This is a genomic window from Marinomonas sp. PE14-40, from assembly GCF_051623805.1.
GTDB lineage: Bacteria > Pseudomonadota > Gammaproteobacteria > Pseudomonadales > Marinomonadaceae > Marinomonas.
Map to the genome: position 1 here is coordinate 2,785,832 of NZ_CP130700.1, position 18,290 is coordinate 2,804,121.

Here is an 18,290-nt window from a genome sequence, read left to right on the forward strand (position 1 = left end):
AAACCTACTTAGGCTTCTGGTTCTGGCTCTACATACAAAGAAACATTGGTAACAGCAGCAATAGCCTCAGTTTCTTCAATCACGTAATCCACGTTTTCAGAGTTGTAATCTTCAACACGGTTTTTCTTAGGGTTGTTTTCAATATGGCGGCGCGCCGTATCTTCTTGCAGATAAATTGAAAGGTTCTTAACGTAAGTAACGATAATCACACCATCTGGCATAAATGGTGGAATATAAGCAGGCAGGCCAGCAAAAATGCCAGTCACGCGGTTGTCATTCATCAAGACTTTGTTAGTGGCTTCATCGCCATTAGATTCATAATTTTTAAGGTTCTGAGACCCCATCAAATCAGACGACATTAAAACAACCAGCTCAGAGTCTTCCCTAAAGTGGCTAGGAATCATCTGTTTAACTGCTTCGACCAACATATCTAAATTACGGAAATTAGCCGACGCATGGCCAAACGTTAAAGCATCTTCATCAATCTGCTCTGGCGCTTCTTCACGTAATTTTTGCAACCAACCTTTGTTTACGTCTTCACCATTCGGGTTAGCTTCTCGGTCAGTGGTTTTAGCAATAGAGACACCGTGTAAGCCAATACGAACACGGTCATTAGTTAACGCTTTACGGTAAGCACTGGCGTAAATTTCCGCATACTTTTCTGGTCCATGATGTCGCCATGTATCAATCAGGCTATAAGGTAGATAAATATCAGATTCAGTAAATTGGCATTCATAGCCTCTTTTATCTTCACCACGAATGCTTTTAGGCGTTCTTTCGCTGGTATCGGTAATTTCAGTTCGAGAAGTAACAAGACCTGGCACACTTAGCCCGATCTTTTCACCCTTGATAGAAGCAACTAACTGCACGTTAATCATGCCCAAAAACCAAGAACCGCTTTCAACTTGTTTTTCATACAAGCGTTGAACAATAGAAGGCTCAACGGCGAATTCTTCACCGACTTCTTCACCAACCGATTCATAAACACGGCTAATGTAATTATTTAAATTCTCTTTACCTTTTGAAGATAATGATGACTTACCCATTTTTAATACCTTTTAATAAATTCCAATCTTTAAGACCTAAGCCAACTTGGGTTACACAATTTCAAATTTTTCCCCAGCTTCACCCGTCCCTTTTGGTGGTTCTTCACCTACATCTTTCATAGCGTCGGCAAAGTCACCTTGTAGCTTTTCAAAGTCTGTTTTCAGCGTGCTATAGGACTGGTTTTCTTCTTTTAAACTGGCCACCTGACTTTCCAAATCTTTCATTTTTTGGCTAAATTCAGATTCGCCCTCGCCGTTAGATTCACCTTTTTTACTGATCAACCCATTTAACTGGGTTTTAAATTCATTAATTTGACCTTCAACTAAATTTTCTAGCCTTGTTGAAAATTCACCTATCTGGCCTTCAAGTTTTTCTAGCCTTTCTCTATCTGCTTTACTCATGGGTTCGTCATCCTGTTCTTGAGAGTTTTGTTTGCTAAACATTCTTTTTAAACGATCACTTAAGCCTTCATTTTTAACGACCTCTTTAGCTAAATTATCTAATTCGTCTGAGTCATCAAAAGTCAGCTCAATGGGTTCTTCCATACCAAAGACATGGCTAAATTTCTGATTTTCTTCTTTGCTAAATTCAAGTTGGCTAGTACCTAAACTGGCTGGGGTATCTGTGATAGCAAGGTGGGATAAATAAGCTTTGCCAGTCGTTGCAAAGTCAGGCTCAACTCGAATACTGGTAAAGAGCTTTTGACCAGCCTTATTTAAATTAAGAAGTAAGCGGTTTGGTTTCACACGGGCAAATAAGCACCAACGCTTCTTTTTATCTTTTTCTTTTTTGACTTCTAAAACTTGCCCATGATTGCCCAACCATGAGTAGTGATCAGGAAAGATATTGGCTATGTACTCTTCAAGGTCGTAAGTTTCAACAATGTCAAAAAGCCATTGCTCTTCAATGATACGGCCGTCTATTGTTGGCCCTGCCGTTGCTACCTTAAACCAACCTGATTTTGCCGCCATTTCAATTCCCTGCTATTGATTAATATGTATCTAATAACCAAAAAGATAAGCCTGAAAACAAACTGTTTCCAGCAGGTAAAATCCAACATTTTGGGATAATTAAGTTATCCCAAGTATTTGTATTTATTAAAGTTATTCCTCATTGCCTTGGCCGCTAGTATTGCGACATGGCCCACTCAAAAGAAACAATCGAACTCGCAAAAGAGCTTTTTATAAACGCCCACAAACCGGACGAGATAGCCGCACGCCTCAAGGTTTCTGAACGCACTATCTTTAACTGGATTAATAAGTTTGAGTGGGAATCGTTAGTCATAAAAGAAACCCCAGAAATGAAAATCGCACGTCGAATTGGGGTACTAACAGACAGAGACAACAAAACCAAAGAGGAAGTATTAGAGCTAGGTTCTCTCTGTAAATTCTTTGGCAGCATGCAACAAGATTTAGCCAAAGCAGAAAAGATCATGGCCGAAGCCAGAGCCATAGACAGAGGCGAGCCAGAAGCCGTGGCAGGCGCCCAAACGAAAAACAATCGCCGTAATAGTCGCAATAAGAAAAAATCGACAAAGAACGACATCAGCAATGTCAATCTAGGCGTATTTGACACTTGGGCCGCAAATAACCTTTTTGTATATCAAAAGCTCTGGCGTGAAATCTCACAAGACCCAGCCTTAAAACGTAATCGCTTTATCCTGAAAAGCCGACAAATTGGGGCCACTTATTATTTCGCCTGGGAAGCTTTCGAAGATGCCGTTAAGAAAGGTGAAAACCAAATATTCCTTTCTGCATCCAAACCGCAAGCACAAATATTTAAAGGCTATATTCAAGCCTTCGCCCGTGAGCATTTAGACATTGAGTTAAAAGGCTCGGATAAAATCGAGCTTTATAAAGATGGCAAACTTTGGGCAACACTCTATTTCTTATCAACCAACTCAAGCACTGCGCAGGGTTACCACGGCCACTTATATGTTGACGAAGTATTCTGGATTCATGGCTATGACAAGTTACAAAAACTTGCCAGCGGCATGGCATCCCAGAAGAAATGGCGACGCACGTATTTCTCCACCCCATCATCACTGCAACACCCCGCTTATGATCAGTGGAGTGGTAAGAAATTTAATAAAAACCGCAAGAATAAAGTTGAGATAGACCTAACAGATAACACCTTAAAACAAGGTTCATTAGGTGCAGATAAGGTTTGGCGACATCTCGTAACAGTTGAAGATGCAGAACGCATGGGCTGTGATTTATTCGATATAGACGAACTCAAAGCAGAGTACAGCAAAGCCGATTATGAAAACCTATTTGGTTGTCAGTTTGTTGATGATAATGAAAGCGTCTTTCCATTTAAAACGCTCACTAAGTGCATGGTTGACGCCTACAGCAAATGGACAGATGTTGATTTTGAAAGTGATACCCCATCTGAAAACCGCCCCGTGGCCATTGGTTACGATCCAAGCCGAGTAAAAGACAATGCCGCCTTAGTGGTTCTAGAAGTTCCCTTACACGCTGGTCAAAAATGGCGAGTGATAGAAACCCAACAATTCAAAGGCTTAACGTCTGAATACCAAGCCAGCCGAATCAAAGAAGTTTACGACCGTTTTAATGTGGTTTGGTGTGGCATAGATACCACAGGTATTGGGCACGATACCTTCCAATGTTGCCTTGATTTAAAACTAAAAAACCTAACCCCTATCTGGTACACCGTCGCCATCAAAGTGGACATGGTAACCCGCGCTAAACGCCTTATTGACGGGGGCCGCTTTGAATATGACATGGGCAATAAAGACCTTACCCAGTCACTCATGATGATCAATCAAATTACCACTCATGCTGGCACCATTACTTATGGGGCCAGTCGAAAAGATAGCGTGGGTCACGCTGATTTAGCTTGGGCTATTTTCCACGCTATGGCAGCAGAGAAACAACACACCAAATCTAAAAAACCAGAAAAAGCCAAGTCTAAAACCCGCATGGCCATGTCTGGATAAAAGGAAAATACAATGAGTACAGCATTAGATAAACCACGTGTTCGGCTAGACCATAATGCACAAGCATTGGTACCAATAGAAAAGCCTAAATCATCAGCACGCGCCTTTACTTTTGGCGAGCCAGAACCCGCGCTAGGTAGCAACATAACAGATTATCTAGGTGTATTTGCCAGCAGTAACGAACGTTATTATGTGCCGCCTGTCAGTTTATCTGGCCTAGCCAAAACTCTGTATGCCAATGGCACCCATGCAACCGCTGTAGAGTTTAAGCAATTACAGCTTTTAGGTAATTGGAAAGACAACCCCTTAATATCTAGGACAGAAGCAAGGCTCGCTATTGCGGATTATCAAGTCTTTAAAAATGCTTACTTCTTCGCGATTCGAAACCGCTTAGGCGGCATTAATCGCTATGTTCGTTTGCCTGCCATTAATATGCGCGTGGGCACAGATAACAACTTCTTCTTACTCACTAAGCAAGGTGACGAACTCGAATACAAAGCTAATGATGTTTTACACCTAAACGGGGGCGATATACGCCAAAGCATTTATGGCATACCCACTTACTTTAGTGGTATTCAAAGCATTCTATTGGGCGAAGCCGCCACCCTTTACCGCCGCCGTTATTACCTTAATGGCGCCCATTCTGGTTATATTTTAGTGACCTTTGATTTAGATGATGAAGAAGCACAGGACTTAGAAGATTCCATTAAACAAACAAAAGGACCTGGTAACCACCGAAGCCTGTATTTAAATATGGAATCCACAATCGGGGGTAAACCGGGCTACACCAAAGACCGCATTCAATTAATCCCCGTGGGGGACTTTGGCAATAAAGATGAGTACGACAAAATTAAAGAAGTCACCCAGCAAGACATACTCAACATGCACAGGGTACCCGCTGCATTATCGTCAATAATGCCACTCAATGCCGCAGGGCATGGGGATTTAAAAAATATTCGAGAAGTCTATTACGACTGCGAAACCTTACCCGCCCAAGCCATTTGGAAAGAGCTAAACGACAGACTCCCAAGCAGGGGCAAGATTTCTTTTAATGAACCTCGTTGGTTACTGAATAAGGGAGCATCCTAATGAGCTTAAATTTTAACAAAGGGTTATTTGATGCTTTTGGTGCTGGGTCGGGCTTTCAGAGTGCGACCATGAGCAAAGCAACCGCCGCCAACAGCCAAGCCAATCAATTGATACTTAGGTTAAATAATTACTTGCCACCTGACCCACCGCCAGCCATTCCAAGTACTGAGATTTTGCCGGATGAAACCAAGGTTAAAAACTGCCAAACCGCTTTAGGTAATTACGGCCAAGGGGCCAACAATTTAAACGCTCACGTAAGCGCACGATTAGATAATTTAATCAACGATATGCAAGTGGCATCAGCCGTTAAAGAGGTTGATAGTTATATAAGTAACGTTCCCGCATCTTGTACCAATATCAACACCATAGCAGGTACCTTGGATGGTGCCACGGATTCGCTTTTAGAAGCCGCCAGCACTAGCATGGATGAACTAGACCAAGGCATAACTAACTATGATGCAGACACCATAACCCTTGAAGCGTTTGAAGCCTTGCTTGATAGAGTCACCGCAGAACTGGCCAGCAGCTTGGCAGGGATAGTGGGGATGATTTCGAACGAAGTCATGATGCTTGATAAGATGTACAAACAACACATGCAAATGGCTAAGTCGATGGGGTTTAGTGCCTTACTAGATGATGATTGTGTCAGGCCGTTTTTAGTGGGTTTGGCTAACCCAGAAATCACCCAAGTGCTATTGAGTCATTTTGAGATGGGGGATTTGGTGGAGTTATTTTAATAATTTATAAGTACAACAACATGTTACATTTAATTAAAATTGAGTAAAAAGGCTACGCTTAAAAATGCTTTAAAAAACTTGCTAACCCTTAGCCCAATCGATATCCATTAAAATAAAATTATATATTTCATACGTTGAATAGAGTCCCATTGTAATAAAAAACACTCCAATAATTAAACTCATAAAATTCAAAATATAAAACTTAAATTTATTGTGTATATTTGATGATCTCCTTAGTTTTCTATACAATCTTACAATAATAGAAAATCCATAAATTAACACTAAACCAACCAAAAATATGTTTATATATAAACCATAATTATATAAAAATTCATTTTTTGAACTATTAACCCATTGGACTGCTTGAAACCCATCCTTATAACCTTTTATTCGACCATAAATAGTAAATTCACTGTCCTGATTTCCGCTAAATAACACATTAATTAAACCTCCTGATTCTATAGCCTCATCACCCACTATATTAATATATAAACAATTTCCTGTTTCACTTTTATCCAAAGTAAATTTCAAATTTTCTCTGGATGTTTTTGTAAACCTTGCTTGAAGAATATTTGTATTTTCATTTGGACATATTCTTAACCTATCTGTTTCTGAAAGCATCAACTTATCAATAAAGTCATTTCCATCATTCCAAATTAATATGTCTGTGGTATATAAATTAGCAATTTCACGTTTCTTCCAAAGAAGAGTTAGATCTTCAGCTTTATCTGTCACTTCAGCTAACAACCTCGGTACTTGAACCGAATATTTTGGCTCAGCTTCCGATTTAGCCAAAAAATATAGAATTATGGCAATTAATGTACCTGCAAGAAATATCGTTAATGGATGCTTAATTACTTGGCTGAACAACTTTCACTCTCCACTTCTTCTAAAAATTACGAACATATTGTTGGATTTATTCACGGCAAAAAACGACAAATTTTTATTACTAAAAAAGGGGAAGAAAATTTAACCACCACCTTCGTTGTCAAGATACAAAATTCGTTATTATCCCATGCAGTGTACTATATTAATTTTACAACATTTTATTTCTGGCGCAATAATCAATACTAGTTATGTCATTGTCCTATAGGTAATTTAAAAGAAATATTTGCATAACTTGCCAGATCAACTAACTTATGTGTACCCAAGGAATGGGTTACTGATCAACCATCAACAAGGAGCGTTACGATGGAACAAATTTTACTGCTATTAATGGATCTAAAAGCGGTGTCATTGAAAGACCTTTCTGACCTACCTGATGAAAATCAACACAATGTGGCGTTGCGCCTTGAGCAGTTGCAAGAAGAGCTTAATCAGGCATTGGAGTATCGGGCAAAATCACTTCAATAGAAAATGTTTAACTTTATAGATATACATCTAAAAAATAATTTTTTGTGATTATTTTCATTTTCTAACCTTGATTACCGCTTTTATGCGCCCTATCGTCTACATCATCAAATGAATTGATTTTTATTGATGAGAATTCCTCCCCTTTTCTAAGGGGTATTTAATCCAAATTTTATAGGATATTGTCATGATGAATTTCATCAAGGAGTTAGCCAAAAAGATAGCGCAATCTGTTGTTCTACTTTTGGTTAACTGGCTAATAAACCGTTTCTGGTAACTTAGCCTTTGCAATACAAAAGCCGCTCTATATGAGCGGCTTTTGTATCTATAGTTTTCTCACTTCAACACCCTCACCACGCTGGTGACGACGCCGTTTATGATCAGCTCTGACTCTGCATTGATGTAAATTGGTTTGAATGCTTTGTTGTGTGGCATCAATCTCACTCTTGGCTTTGTGTGTAGCTCTTTTACGGTTTGCTCTCCGTATATCGTTGCCACCACGAAATCACCATGGCGAGGTTTTAAGGCACGGTTAACCACTAACGTATCACCATCATGAATGCCTGCGTTTACCATGGATTCCCCATCCACTGTCACCAAGAAGGTATTAGGCGGATCAGGGATACATAGGTCATTCACGTCTAGGCGCTTTTCAACAAAGTCTTGAGCGGGGGAAGGAAAGCCAGCAGGCACCAAATCAGCCATGAAAGGGATTTTGTAATCTGGCTTGGTTGGGTCTGGGGGATTGATAAAGGTAACGTTCATATTTAAACCATAAAAATAACAACTGTACATATACACAGTATAGTGATTTTTTATAATGGTTCAATTTTAGCTGCGAGTTAACCCAAGATCCACGCCTTCAACCTTGCTCTTATGCAACGTAAGCAATTTAAGTTACAGGTTATATGTTCCTAGGCTGCCCCCTTACTAGCTCGTTTCTCTCTATTCTTACTCATTGAGATCAAAGCTATTCTTTCAGCAATACTATCAGACAACTGAATAGCTTTTTTGGTAATCATTTCGATCTCTTCTTTTGTTACTGGATGCTCATGCTTGATCGAATACAAACTATATTGAGACTCTTTTCCTTCCGTTGGAGGGAGTCGACCATCCAAAGCAAAAGTCCCATGGGCAGCTAAATTTCTCATACCACATAACTCTAGAGCCTCATTAAGTAATTTAATGAGTTCTGGGTAATTGTTATCAGCTTCAGAAAGAGCTGTAATCTGTTTTTTAAGCTTTACGGTTAAGGCCGTTTTGTTCCAGTTTTTACTAAGATCTTCTTCGAGAATATCTAAACGGATAATACTAGTTAGATGATCGATTTCGTTCATAGAGATTATAAAATGACCAATACTTAAAGCCCAAAACTGTCTATCCATATTCACGAACCACCTCGTTCTTTTATCCAGTTTATCACCGCATTAAGAACATCACATTTGATTAATTACATAAGGAAGGGTTACATATCTACTGTGCCCTTCCTTGGCTATTTCGCTTGATTCTACGTACTTTTGTATTTGTATCAACAACTAACGCCCCAGCTTAGGGGCGTTTTTGTTTACTCACCTAGTGTCAGTCCAGTGGCTTGTTTTATGTTGTTGATGACGCCGTCTACCCAGACTGGGTGCCGTTGTAGTTGGCTGATTTGGTTTTGATAGCCTCGGATGAGTCTTACCATGTCCATGGCGTCTGCTTGGGGGATGATGACAACGGGCTGGCGCAACTTCATAGAGCGGACCATGGTATTTAAAAGTTGGAGTTTGTCGGTATCTTGGGTGCCTGTTATGGCTGGCGAGGTATTGTTTTTAAGTTGGCGTTCGCAGTCGATAAAGTAGCGTCTTGCTTGTCTGCCTTTATCGTTCCGTTCGACCATGGCCAGTTCTTTCGCCATGTCTAAGGTAATGAAATAGTTCAAAGAGCGTCTATCACCACCCTGACTTTTGGTTACCCCGTTTGGGGTAATCAAAATAAAGTCTTCATTTTCAACGAATTGATACTGAGTAATTCTAGCTTTAATCCATGCAGCAAAGTGACGACCAACTTCTAAAAAGATATGAAGATCTTTGGCATTAACGGCATCGCAAGTTTGTTCATTGATTACATGAGAATGTAGAGAAAGGATTTCGTTTGAGTTCAAGCGTTCTACTTGGTTTTCGGATTGCATAGCCATCATTGGCCTCCTACGGTCTGTTAAAAACCACCATATGACTGTGAGATATCATAAAGGGTGGCGGATCTAAACTAGGTTCTCACAACCGCCCGTAGGAACGGCCTAGCCAAGGCTAGCCTAATAAAGATCCACCATAACAGGCGAATCTCGGCCACAAAAAAACACGCGGTGCGTGTTTTAGGCCGCTACGGTAAAACGGGGTGAGAATCCCGACGCTGGATTTTGCCAGCGCACAGTAATGGTAGCGGTTGTTTTCTCATTGTGTCAATCAAGGATATGAAATTCTTGTTTGTAGACTTACACTGCACACCAAGCATTGACACCCATTTGACCGACTAAAAAAAGTAAAGCCGCAACTGCTGGTGCCAGTATCGTAGCGGCAAAACCTAAAGTAGCCCCAATTGCAGCTGATATTGTAATAATACAAACATTTTTTACTAAGTTAGATTCCATTCCAAGTTGTTGACGAACTTCTTCATACGAAGAATCACCGCACATAAATTTTCGAAACTCTTCTAAAAACCTATCGTAAAATGGCTCTGGGCTGGAACCTCCGCCGAAACCAACTGTAGACTTTGGCCCTTGGGCAGATATCCAGAGCTTAACCGCTTCTTCCACACCATGCTTGCTTGATAGTTCTAAAATTGTATTTTTTTGATAAGATTTTAGTGGCTCTAGCCACTCTTCAAATGAAGCGTTTTCAATGTTCATTAAAGCATTTCCTTAATATAGTGAGCTGATATGCATTGTGTTGTTTGATTTAATTCATGAGGATTAATTCCTGCAATTGAGGCTCCAGCACCTTCAGGTACATAAGCTCCATTTAACATACCAACAATTTCCTGACTCTTAGGTGAATATATAACTGACCCTGACTGCCCAGGGCGTGATTGAATATTTATAACTGCATATTTACTTTTAATTCCATTTGATTCTAGTAAAACTTTAGATCCAATTTCAGCCCCTTGATAAGTTAAAACCCTTCGTCCTTGAACACAATGAGGGTAACCATAAACATGTACATTTTCAGAAACATCCAATGAATCAAAACTTCCCAATTTTGGAAGAGTTTCATTAATGAAATTTAAACCTTGAAATGGCATTTGAATTTTTAGCACAGCAATATCTTTTATTGGATCACTCTCAATAATAGTTACGGGGATACTTTGGCAACGGTTATCACTTACATCTTGATACTGAGAAAAATCATTAATATGTGGCATTATAATAACCAGACCTTCATCACTATCACCAACAACATGTCTAGGCGTAGCTATTAATCCATCGTTTTGTACACAAAAGCCTGTTCCCAACATATTAACAACTCCTGCTCTAACTCGACCGATTACAACTACCATTTGAGTAAATATTTTCACACGCGCTCCTTAAATTTTAAATGTAAGCTGACAATTTTAAAGTGCCATAGTTATGTTGTAAGATAGACTTTCTACAAGAAACACGTTGCACATACTTAAAAAAAGACGTCTTATAAACTACTTCCTCACCTAAGTTAAAACCAACACTTAAGCTCTAATCCATTGATCTATATACAACCCCGCATCCTATCAGCAATCTAAAACTGAACACAGATTCAGCCCACTTAGATTTGGCGGTCATGCTGCCACTTGCACTTGGCTTGGTTCTTGATAATTGGCAATCACCAAAGCTTCGGCCAGTGGTGGACAAACCGCATTACCACAACGGGCAACTTGGCTGGCTTTCGATAGTTTTTTGCCTTGTGAGTCATGAGATATTTTGTAATCAGCCGGAAAGCCCATGGCTAAGAAAAGCTCATGAGGTTGTAACATTCTTATGCCGATATCGACGATTTGATAAGCCACGCCTTTTACCATGACTAAGGCAAAACGGTCTCTTGTGGTGAGTGTGTGCAAAGGCTTTTCTAGAGAATGGGCCACGCCGTTTCCGTAGTATTCAACGAGGAAGGCGCGAACTTCCCCAAGGTGGTTGCCACCGGATGAAATAGTATGCAATGGCTCATCAACACCATGGCCGACATTATCCCCGCGAAACTTCACTATGTGGCTAGTCACTAAGCCAAAATGCCCCCCTTTTACTTGGGCGCATAATGTACGCATTGGCTCATCAATCGGCATGTTTCTAGCATTACTCGCATTAGCAAACTCAGTGATAAAACTAATGGATTGCTGATCAGGCACCATGTATGGGTTATCAATAAAAGCATATTTATCTAGGCCCATGCCCAAACGCTTTAATGTGCTTTTTGCTATTGGCTTTTTTCTATTAAAAATGGATTTAACCGGCTGACTCCAATCTATAATATCGGCCACGGTTTTGAAGGGTTGCAAGCCTTCCCCATGGGTTGGCTTTGGCCATACGATTGGCTCACCATCTTTACGAGCAATTAAGAAAAGGCGTTTACGGATTGTTGGCACACCATAGTCACTGGCTTTTAATATTTTCCATTCCACCTGGTACCCAAGCCCTTTTTCAATGGCACCTAAATCAAAGCCTTCACCTAGTGCATTTTTAACATCTTCAATGGCTGGGTGATCTAATGACAAGCCCGTGGTAAGTGCATCAATAAAGGCTTTAAAAGTTTCCCCTTTGCGCTTTTTACATGGCCTTCCATCTACGAGTGGCCCCCAGTCTTTAAACTCTTCAACATTTTCTAGGGCAAACATGCGCACAGGCACCAAAGCCGCCCAGCGCACCGCGACCCAAGCAAGGCCTCTAATATTATTGTCTACAGGTTTACCACCTTTTGCTTTTGAGAAATATTTACAGTCAGGTGAGAACCAAGCGAAGCCAACAGGATGGCCTTTGCAGGCGCTTACTGGGTCAACATCCCAAACAGATTCACAATAATGCTCTGTTTCAGGATGGTTAAGCTTATGCATATCAATGGCCGCAGGATCATGATTAATAGCAATATCAATATGACGACCTAAGCCAAGCTCTAAACCTGTGCTGGCACCGCCACCACCTGCGAAGTTATCAACGATTAATTCTTTCATGACCCCATACCCCCTAACGTAAGTTGGTTTTCTTTCCTGAGTATTTCTTTTGCCAAATCCACTACGTCCCGTTGTGGTGGGTTTAGGTAATGAGAAAAAGAGGCAGACACAACAAAGGTGCAACCGCAGTCTTTTAAATTGGTACAACGGCAATACAGGTCTTTCATAAAAACACCTTCAATTTCCTTGCCCACATTGGCGTTATTATGGATAACCGCCTTACTGCCACAGTTTGGACATTCCACTCTAAAAGACATTGGCACCACCTCTTTCATCCTGATAACTTTCAATGGGTATTTCTTCCAGCAAATGAGCTGGCGTACAGTTATTGACACGAGTCCAAGGAGGAGCGGCTTCGCCGTCCTCTTTAGAGCCAGCCCCTTTGCGCTGTATTGTCCATTCGTAAATGCGGGTAATGACAACTTCTATACCATTAGCCACGCCCTTTACTGATTTAACGAGTTCACCATATTGGTTTTCTTCTGGTTCGCTGTAATAGGTTTTGAGTGTCTGGTCTTTACCCGCGAAAACACCACCCATTAATTTAACAAAGCCGCTAAAGTCGGCACGGTTGGCAGCATGGTAAATATCAGCAAAAGCTTTGGGGGCGGCATCCATACCCAAGCGCCTTAGTTCGCGCCAAACGGTAACGGATGCCCCACCTATAAATTGAAATTGTCTTATGCGGTTTAGTCTGGCCCAGCCCACTATGCGCTTGGCGGCATCTGTTCCGCTTCGGCCTGTCTCGTGGTCGGTATCAATATTTTTACCGTGTACGTTTTTGGAAATGTATTTGACGATATAGCCCGTGGCCGATCCTATCTCACGGTCAATTTTCCTTGTTACAAAACGGTGCTTTTTAGCGCCCCTTTCTTTACCGTCTACTTGAAGCGCATAAGCTTCAAATTTGGCCAAGAATGCTTTGGAATCTTCAGGTTTTAGAAAAAGCATGAGGTGCCAGTGAGGTGCACCATCATGATGGGGTTCAACCGTTCGCAGGCCGTAAAATTGGATTCCGTGATTGTTGCACCAAGCACGAAACAACCCCCAAACATGGTTAAGGTGGTTATGAGCATCTTGAATGGTTGGACACCCTTCTTTCCACCATTTGTTATTTCGGCGACTCCCAGAATAAGCATGAAATTTAGACGGACACGTTAAAGTAATAAACCAGCCTTCATGCCCTTGCTCTTCGGCCACTTCTTCTAGGCCTTTGATTCTCACTATCAGCTCTGCAAAACGGTGATCAGGGTTAGAAATACCCAAATCAGATAATTGAGCCAAAGTGTAAGTTTGGCCTTTGTCGTTGGTGGCTTCCCAACCTTCAAGAAAGGCCTTGTTATTCTCTTGTTTCTGTTCTTCTTTACGGAGTGCCCAGTCAGAAAGATAAGGTGAAGCAAAGCGGTTTACTTGGCCACACTCTCTTAATATTTGCTCGACCACTACCCATTGTCGCTTTGCTTGTCTTATCCACCATTCGGTTGTGATCATCCTAGCGGCAAGGCCAACCACCTTGTCATTATCTTTCCAATCACCGAACGTTTGGCCAATATTCATTAACTCTAATTTAATGAAGTCTTTTACTGCTTGTGGGTTGTGCTGTGTGCCAATGGCATAGAGCTTTACTTCGAAATCATTGCTCTTTTGCCATGCCCATTGGGAAAGCTCTTGGCCGTCTAACTCAGTTATCATCTTGTCGCAGAACTGCAAACGCTCTACCACGCCACGCATCCAATCAAGCGCGGCGGCTTGGCCTTCATACTTGGCAAGACGGGTTGCTTCTTTACCAACAAGGGGGCGTAAAACGGAAACCTTAGCTAAAAGCTCGTAACGCTCAATCACGCCACGTAACCAAGAATTGGCTTTTACATAACCTTCGCTTTGGTCTAACTCAACGAGCTTTATTCGCAAGAAAGTATCGTCTTCATTGCTCACATTGCTAAGTAAATCATTGCGCCATTCTATACACTGCTCAGTAGGCTTATGCATATGCCACCCCACTTAGCCTTTCAAGGGTTAAGCAACTTGTTTGATAAGCGCTATGGCCAGCAAATAAACCCGCAAAGTTTTCGAGTAGTTCCAGTTTTCGAGAAAGCGCGATAGTCACGGCACTATTCGCCCAAGACCAAGTTAACCGGCGCTCTACTACTTCGGCCATTACCCCTTTGTCGATCAGCAAGAACTTGTTAAGCCTGCATTCAATCGCCGCCTTTACCATCTCGCACAGCATTTGTATTTCGTAAACGCATAAAGGCACATCATGTTGCGCGCCTATCCCCCATTCATAACCGCCCTTTTGGATTGAGTCGGTTTTGAAGGTGGGTTTTTCTCTTAGCTTTTGCAGGGTAACAATAGGGTTCCAAACCGTGAGAAAGTGATAACCGACTACTTCACCACGTTCTATTTCATGGCATGCGTACATCTTCATCCAATGGTTAGCAATTTCTGTCATTAGGTTTAGATCAGTGGTGGTGAATGTGAAGAGAAACGTTTGTGGTACTTTCACTTTTACAGGCTGGGCAGTCATTGTGGTTAGCTCCCTCTATTACTTTCTTTTCTTCTTTCCATGCGTCCCAAATTTGGTAACGCAGAGGCGGTGGCGGCATGTGGTTTAAAATGGCTTTTAGCTGCTGGTAAGACAGCGCTAACCCAGACATGACAACCTCAACAACTCGCCCAGAGAGGGCAAGGGTTCGTCTAATATCATCTGGTCTAGTTCGTCATCATTTATGAGAAAGTCGAACAAGCCGCAGTTAGGGCAATAGGTTTCATAAGCATCTGAAATATGAGACCTCGATTTCCCCAGCTCATGAACGTGCCCTTTCCAGTTGCAGTTAATGCATTGTGTTTGGTTTGAATTGCACATGGTTAACTCTCCCTTTCGATGAACGAACTAAAACGACTTTCAATAGCTTTAACCGCAGCAATGGCGGAAGAGTCAAAAGAGTCTAAAAAGCATTTCAATCCCCAATCACTTTGCTCCAAAATAATCGGCTCAATTGAGACAGAAGCTTCTTTTTCAATTAGACGTTCTAACCTTGTTCTGGCATGACTATCAGATACGTTTTTTAATAGTCCTCTTAGGGTTTCAAGGTATTGGGCGTGCTTAGATTTAAGAGATTCAGCCATTGCTTGGCGGTTATATACAGGCTTAATTATTTTCTTCCTGATCAGCTCGGCATCATCAATCAGAAAATCAAAGTGACAACACTCAGGACAATAAGCATTAGAGAAATCATCTCTTTTTAGCTCACATTCTGTGCCACCCCATCCGCATTCTGTACAGTGCATTTTTTTACAGGCAACCATGATTTATCTCCCTTTCGATGAACGAACTAAAACCACTAGTGAGTTGATAGGCCTAAGTCTTTCCCGTGAGACATGACTGATTCGCGTAATAGCTTTAGCGCGGCTTCTGCTTCATCAATCTCTTTGAATACCTGGGACTTTTCTCTTTCAGTAATTTTTCCATCCGCCATGGCATCTTGAATGGTGGCGAGTACATCACCGTGTTCTTTTCCGGCATTAAGTACCGAAGCAAGCACACTGGCTGGGGCTGTTTTACGTTCATGTAGGTTTAGCTCGGTTTGCATTGCACGAACCACAGCATGGTTACCCGTGATTAGTTGAATGGCGTGCGCTTCTCGCACTGTCATTTTGTGGTAGTCGCTATTGGGGTTGGCTTTGTTGATTAAGATTTGGTGTGTCATCCCTAATCTATCTGCAATCCCTTTGGCTTTGATATCTGACTTATGAACGATGTCGTATATTGCTTGATCTAAACTGTCCATCCGTTTTATCTCCTTATACTTAACCGTTTTTAGTGTTTGGTCTGTGAACTATTCTTAGATTCATAAAGTGAAGGGTCGTACTTCAACGCGCCTTCGGTTAGGCGTTCAAGCTTCAATGCGTGAACTTCGGGAATGACATCACCCCATGCCGAAACAGACGCACGACCCATACCTAACATTTTTGCTACACGGGTTTGGTTTATGTCTTTTGACTTAAAAAACTCAATAACATTTGCTTTAAGCATTTTTTTGCTCCGTAGTGTTAACTTTTGACAACCTTAATTGCCAAGTAAACCTATGTCAATAGGAATTAACATTTATCAAATGAAAACTATTGCAGACAGAATCCTTCATAGAAGGAAAGAATTGAAAATGTCACAACGGGAATTAGGCAGACGCTTAACCATATCCGGCGCGACAATATCTCTATGGGAATCCGACAGGAACTACCCCAACGGTGAAAACCTTCTTAAGCTAGCAAAGGCATTAAGCACTACGCCCGAATGGCTACAACACGGACAAGGTGTCAGGGAAAGCAAACACCTCTACAATTCAGAACCAACAGCAAAACAACCAGATACCAGAAAACTACCTATTATCAGCAACTTACACGCTGGCAACTGGGAGAATTCAATAGAGCTTTATACCGATGGAAACACCACAGAATGGGAAGATGCGCCATATTCAACCAGCTCAAATGGCTTTTGGCTTAGAGTTGCTGGTGATAGCATGGCCGCACCAATAGGCCTAAGCATCACCGAAGGAATGCTCATTCTTGTTGATCCAGACATCACACCTGAAAGCGGTAAATTTGTCATAGCTAAGCTAGATGGAACAGAAGAAGTTACATTCAAAAAGCTAGCAATTGATGCTGGCCAAAAATACCTTAAACCACTAAATCCTTCCTATAGAGCAATAGAAATAGGTGACAATTGCCAAATTATTGGCGTTGTAACCGAACTAAAGCTTAAGCTTTAACATCAAATTGATAACTTTATTAAAGATATTTTGTTAACCCGAGTTGACAGAATATTTTTTTATCACTAGAGTTGTCAAAAGTTATCACTCAAGGTTAACAGATTAAAGCTATAGCACTTTAGGGAGAATCAAACATGCTTAACGAAGAATCACCATACACAACCACAGTTGAGCTTTGTGCTTATTTTAGATGCACACCTAGAACACTAAAAAGGTGGCAGGAAAGAAAAGTAAACCCTATGCCAGCGCCAAAGATGAGACCAAGCGGCCAATTCTATTTGTACTCAAAGGAAGAGATAGACAGGTGGGAAGAGGCAATGCATAAAGAATTGGAAACACAACACTAAAAAGGGGCTTAAGCCCCTTTTTAGGGTTTGGTTAAAACTTCAATACTATAATATTGATTACTTTTATAAATACTTGTGCAGAAGGTATTAAAACCAAAGCAAAACCAACTAAATAACCGATTGATATAATAAACCTCCAAGTGGGACTACTATACCTATGATACCTCCAAGCTTTACGAAGAATATTTTTACTTTCTACCAGTTCAATATCTTTTTCTCTCTCATCAACATCTACTCCAGTTTTAGTCGCTTCAATTGCTGCTATGTTTCTTGCATCTATAAAATTACTATATGATTTTTCCAAAGATTTAATAAGATCCGATTCTCTAACCAACTTATATTCAAATGATCTAATCAACATAAATAGTCTTTCGTGTGTCATTACCTTAAGCTCATGATCACTAAACTCATATTCAGTACTGTTAGCTTTTATTATGGAAGGACATACGAGTGAAAACAGTATTGAGCTTGCTCCAACAAACGTTAAACCAAAGTATAAATAGTATAGCCTTGATATTGATGTATTTGAGACTTCAACATTATCATCAGCAATATTTAATACAGCTTTAGACAGCTCCAAATAGTTAACAAGTTCCTGATTAAACAATATTAAATAACCAATAAATGGCATTAGTATTGTCAGGTTTGCAACCTTCGATTTCCCTATAATTCTAAGAGTATCCCACTTAGGTATTAAGTTTTTCACTTGTAAATTACTTCCTTGCATTAATGAGTTTAAGACATAAAAAAACCGCTCTTATTCAAAAGCGGCTTCTTAGTAATTAGTTAATCATAAATCTGGCTATATAAACTTCAAAAT

General features: G+C 40.8%; 22 protein-coding genes. 6 read left to right on the forward strand and 16 right to left on the reverse strand.

Going from position 1 to position 18,290, the window contains the following annotated elements:
• Positions 1 to 8: 8 nt before the first annotated feature.
• Positions 9 to 1,046 carry a phage major capsid protein, P2 family gene (locus Q0A08_RS12950; protein WP_438461963.1) on the reverse strand — a complete coding sequence of 346 codons (1,038 nt, stop codon included), beginning with the start codon at positions 1,044 to 1,046 and terminating at the stop codon, positions 9 to 11.
• Between the two features lie 51 nt (positions 1,047 to 1,097).
• Positions 1,098 to 2,018: a GPO family capsid scaffolding protein gene (locus tag Q0A08_RS12955; protein ID WP_438461964.1), complete on the reverse strand. Its 921-nt coding sequence runs from the start codon at positions 2,016 to 2,018 to the stop codon at positions 1,098 to 1,100.
• Between the two features lie 167 nt (positions 2,019 to 2,185).
• On the opposite strand from Q0A08_RS12955, the gene Q0A08_RS12960 reads away from it, so the two are divergent.
• Genes Q0A08_RS12960 through Q0A08_RS12970 form a run of 3 tightly spaced genes read left to right on the forward strand, consistent with a single transcriptional unit; the run spans position 2,186 to position 5,832 of the window.
• Entirely contained in the window at positions 2,186 to 4,006 is a 1,821-nt protein-coding gene (locus Q0A08_RS12960; RefSeq protein ID WP_438461965.1) for a terminase large subunit domain-containing protein, read from the forward strand.
• Positions 4,007 to 4,018: 12 nt separating this feature from the next.
• A complete protein-coding gene (locus tag Q0A08_RS12965) occupies positions 4,019 to 5,095 on the forward strand; it encodes a phage portal protein (protein WP_438461966.1) in 1,077 nt (358 codons plus the stop codon).
• Positions 5,095 to 5,832, forward strand: a complete 738-nt coding sequence (locus tag Q0A08_RS12970) for a DUF7217 family protein (protein WP_438461967.1) — start codon at positions 5,095 to 5,097, stop codon at positions 5,830 to 5,832. The genes Q0A08_RS12965 and Q0A08_RS12970 overlap by 1 nt, the downstream gene beginning before the upstream one ends.
• 81 nt (positions 5,833 to 5,913) lie before the next feature.
• Here the strand turns inward: Q0A08_RS12970 and Q0A08_RS12975 are convergent, their stop codons facing one another.
• Entirely contained in the window at positions 5,914 to 6,702 is a 789-nt protein-coding gene (locus tag Q0A08_RS12975) for a hypothetical protein (RefSeq protein ID WP_438461968.1), read from the reverse strand.
• 321 nt (positions 6,703 to 7,023) lie between these two features.
• On the opposite strand from Q0A08_RS12975, the gene Q0A08_RS12980 reads away from it, so the two are divergent.
• A complete protein-coding gene (locus Q0A08_RS12980) occupies positions 7,024 to 7,185 on the forward strand; it encodes a hypothetical protein (protein ID WP_438461969.1) in 162 nt (53 codons plus the stop codon).
• A gap of 333 nt (positions 7,186 to 7,518) precedes the next feature.
• Here the strand turns inward: Q0A08_RS12980 and Q0A08_RS12985 are convergent, their stop codons facing one another.
• The 12 genes from Q0A08_RS12985 to Q0A08_RS13040 all read right to left on the reverse strand — a co-directional run bounded on the left by Q0A08_RS12985 (position 7,519) and on the right by Q0A08_RS13040 (position 16,390).
• Entirely contained in the window at positions 7,519 to 7,947 is a 429-nt protein-coding gene (locus Q0A08_RS12985) for a LexA family protein (RefSeq protein ID WP_438461970.1), read from the reverse strand.
• Between the two features lie 149 nt (positions 7,948 to 8,096).
• Positions 8,097 to 8,567 (reverse strand): hypothetical protein, encoded by a 471-nt coding sequence (locus Q0A08_RS12990; protein WP_438461971.1) that lies wholly within the window; start codon positions 8,565 to 8,567, stop codon positions 8,097 to 8,099.
• A gap of 179 nt (positions 8,568 to 8,746) precedes the next feature.
• Positions 8,747 to 9,358, reverse strand: coding sequence for an antA/AntB antirepressor family protein (locus Q0A08_RS12995; RefSeq protein ID WP_438461972.1), 612 nt, complete (start codon positions 9,356 to 9,358; stop codon positions 8,747 to 8,749).
• 297 nt (positions 9,359 to 9,655) lie between these two features.
• Entirely contained in the window at positions 9,656 to 10,069 is a 414-nt protein-coding gene (locus Q0A08_RS13000; protein ID WP_438461973.1) for a hypothetical protein, read from the reverse strand.
• Positions 10,069 to 10,734, reverse strand: a complete 666-nt coding sequence (locus tag Q0A08_RS13005) for a S1 family peptidase (protein ID WP_438461974.1) — start codon at positions 10,732 to 10,734, stop codon at positions 10,069 to 10,071. The genes Q0A08_RS13000 and Q0A08_RS13005 overlap by 1 nt, the downstream gene beginning before the upstream one ends.
• 237 nt (positions 10,735 to 10,971) lie before the next feature.
• The gene (locus Q0A08_RS13010; protein WP_438461975.1) at positions 10,972 to 12,354 is read right to left on the reverse strand and encodes a DNA cytosine methyltransferase; all 1,383 of its coding nucleotides are present in this window, start codon (positions 12,352 to 12,354) and stop codon (positions 10,972 to 10,974) included.
• A complete protein-coding gene (locus tag Q0A08_RS13015) occupies positions 12,351 to 12,611 on the reverse strand; it encodes an ogr/Delta-like zinc finger family protein (RefSeq protein ID WP_438461976.1) in 261 nt (86 codons plus the stop codon). The genes Q0A08_RS13010 and Q0A08_RS13015 overlap by 4 nt, the downstream gene beginning before the upstream one ends.
• Positions 12,601 to 14,343, reverse strand: a complete 1,743-nt coding sequence (locus tag Q0A08_RS13020) for a replication endonuclease (RefSeq protein ID WP_438461977.1) — start codon at positions 14,341 to 14,343, stop codon at positions 12,601 to 12,603. Before Q0A08_RS13020 ends, Q0A08_RS13015 begins: the two co-directional genes overlap by 11 nt.
• Positions 14,336 to 14,881, reverse strand: coding sequence for a hypothetical protein (locus Q0A08_RS13025; protein ID WP_438461978.1), 546 nt, complete (start codon positions 14,879 to 14,881; stop codon positions 14,336 to 14,338). The genes Q0A08_RS13020 and Q0A08_RS13025 overlap by 8 nt, the downstream gene beginning before the upstream one ends.
• A 341-nt stretch (positions 14,882 to 15,222) precedes the next feature.
• Positions 15,223 to 15,663, reverse strand: coding sequence for a hypothetical protein (locus Q0A08_RS13030; RefSeq protein ID WP_438461979.1), 441 nt, complete (start codon positions 15,661 to 15,663; stop codon positions 15,223 to 15,225).
• Positions 15,664 to 15,698: 35 nt separating this feature from the next.
• Positions 15,699 to 16,145 carry a phage regulatory CII family protein gene (locus tag Q0A08_RS13035; protein ID WP_438461980.1) on the reverse strand — a complete coding sequence of 149 codons (447 nt, stop codon included), beginning with the start codon at positions 16,143 to 16,145 and terminating at the stop codon, positions 15,699 to 15,701.
• A gap of 29 nt (positions 16,146 to 16,174) precedes the next feature.
• Entirely contained in the window at positions 16,175 to 16,390 is a 216-nt protein-coding gene (locus tag Q0A08_RS13040) for a Cro/CI family transcriptional regulator (protein ID WP_438461981.1), read from the reverse strand.
• 79 nt (positions 16,391 to 16,469) lie between these two features.
• Between Q0A08_RS13040 and Q0A08_RS13045 the strand changes: the two genes are divergently transcribed.
• Together Q0A08_RS13045 and Q0A08_RS13050 are read left to right on the forward strand one after the other, a co-directional pair.
• Complete coding sequence (locus Q0A08_RS13045; protein ID WP_438467635.1) at positions 16,470 to 17,123, forward strand: LexA family protein; 654 nt, start codon at positions 16,470 to 16,472, stop codon at positions 17,121 to 17,123.
• A gap of 134 nt (positions 17,124 to 17,257) precedes the next feature.
• Positions 17,258 to 17,470: a MerR family transcriptional regulator gene (locus tag Q0A08_RS13050; RefSeq protein WP_438461982.1), complete on the forward strand. Its 213-nt coding sequence runs from the start codon at positions 17,258 to 17,260 to the stop codon at positions 17,468 to 17,470.
• Between the two features lie 31 nt (positions 17,471 to 17,501).
• Here the strand turns inward: Q0A08_RS13050 and Q0A08_RS13055 are convergent, their stop codons facing one another.
• Positions 17,502 to 18,176 carry a hypothetical protein gene (locus tag Q0A08_RS13055; protein WP_438461983.1) on the reverse strand — a complete coding sequence of 225 codons (675 nt, stop codon included), beginning with the start codon at positions 18,174 to 18,176 and terminating at the stop codon, positions 17,502 to 17,504.
• Between the last annotated feature and the right edge of the window lie 114 nt (positions 18,177 to 18,290).

Bases quoted from the DNA above. Each gene is read 5' to 3' on its own strand.
- Q0A08_RS13020 (WP_438461977.1), bottom strand. From the start codon at position 14,343: ATGCATAAGCCTACTGAGCAGTGTATAGAATGGCGCAATGATTTACTT.
- Q0A08_RS13040 (WP_438461981.1), bottom strand. From the start codon at position 16,390: ATGCTTAAAGCAAATGTTATTGAGTTTTTTAAGTCAAAAGACATAAAC.
- Q0A08_RS12970 (WP_438461967.1), top strand. From the start codon at position 5,095: ATGAGCTTAAATTTTAACAAAGGGTTATTTGATGCTTTTGGTGCTGGG.
- Q0A08_RS13035 (WP_438461980.1), bottom strand. From the start codon at position 16,145: ATGGACAGTTTAGATCAAGCAATATACGACATCGTTCATAAGTCAGAT.
- Q0A08_RS13000 (WP_438461973.1), bottom strand. From the start codon at position 10,069: ATGAACATTGAAAACGCTTCATTTGAAGAGTGGCTAGAGCCACTAAAA.
- Q0A08_RS12955 (WP_438461964.1), bottom strand. From the start codon at position 2,018: ATGGCGGCAAAATCAGGTTGGTTTAAGGTAGCAACGGCAGGGCCAACA.
- Q0A08_RS13010 (WP_438461975.1), bottom strand. From the start codon at position 12,354: ATGAAAGAATTAATCGTTGATAACTTCGCAGGTGGTGGCGGTGCCAGC.
- Q0A08_RS12965 (WP_438461966.1), top strand. From the start codon at position 4,019: ATGAGTACAGCATTAGATAAACCACGTGTTCGGCTAGACCATAATGCA.
- Q0A08_RS13050 (WP_438461982.1), top strand. From the start codon at position 17,258: ATGCTTAACGAAGAATCACCATACACAACCACAGTTGAGCTTTGTGCT.
- Q0A08_RS13025 (WP_438461978.1), bottom strand. From the start codon at position 14,881: ATGACTGCCCAGCCTGTAAAAGTGAAAGTACCACAAACGTTTCTCTTC.
- Q0A08_RS12995 (WP_438461972.1), bottom strand. From the start codon at position 9,358: ATGGCTATGCAATCCGAAAACCAAGTAGAACGCTTGAACTCAAACGAA.
- Q0A08_RS13015 (WP_438461976.1), bottom strand. From the start codon at position 12,611: ATGTCTTTTAGAGTGGAATGTCCAAACTGTGGCAGTAAGGCGGTTATC.
- Q0A08_RS13030 (WP_438461979.1), bottom strand. From the start codon at position 15,663: ATGGTTGCCTGTAAAAAAATGCACTGTACAGAATGCGGATGGGGTGGC.
- Q0A08_RS12980 (WP_438461969.1), top strand. From the start codon at position 7,024: ATGGAACAAATTTTACTGCTATTAATGGATCTAAAAGCGGTGTCATTG.
- Q0A08_RS12960 (WP_438461965.1), top strand. From the start codon at position 2,186: ATGGCCCACTCAAAAGAAACAATCGAACTCGCAAAAGAGCTTTTTATA.
- Q0A08_RS13045 (WP_438467635.1), top strand. From the start codon at position 16,470: ATGAAAACTATTGCAGACAGAATCCTTCATAGAAGGAAAGAATTGAAA.
- Q0A08_RS12950 (WP_438461963.1), bottom strand. From the start codon at position 1,046: ATGGGTAAGTCATCATTATCTTCAAAAGGTAAAGAGAATTTAAATAAT.
- Q0A08_RS12990 (WP_438461971.1), bottom strand. From the start codon at position 8,567: ATGGATAGACAGTTTTGGGCTTTAAGTATTGGTCATTTTATAATCTCT.
- Q0A08_RS12985 (WP_438461970.1), bottom strand. From the start codon at position 7,947: ATGAACGTTACCTTTATCAATCCCCCAGACCCAACCAAGCCAGATTAC.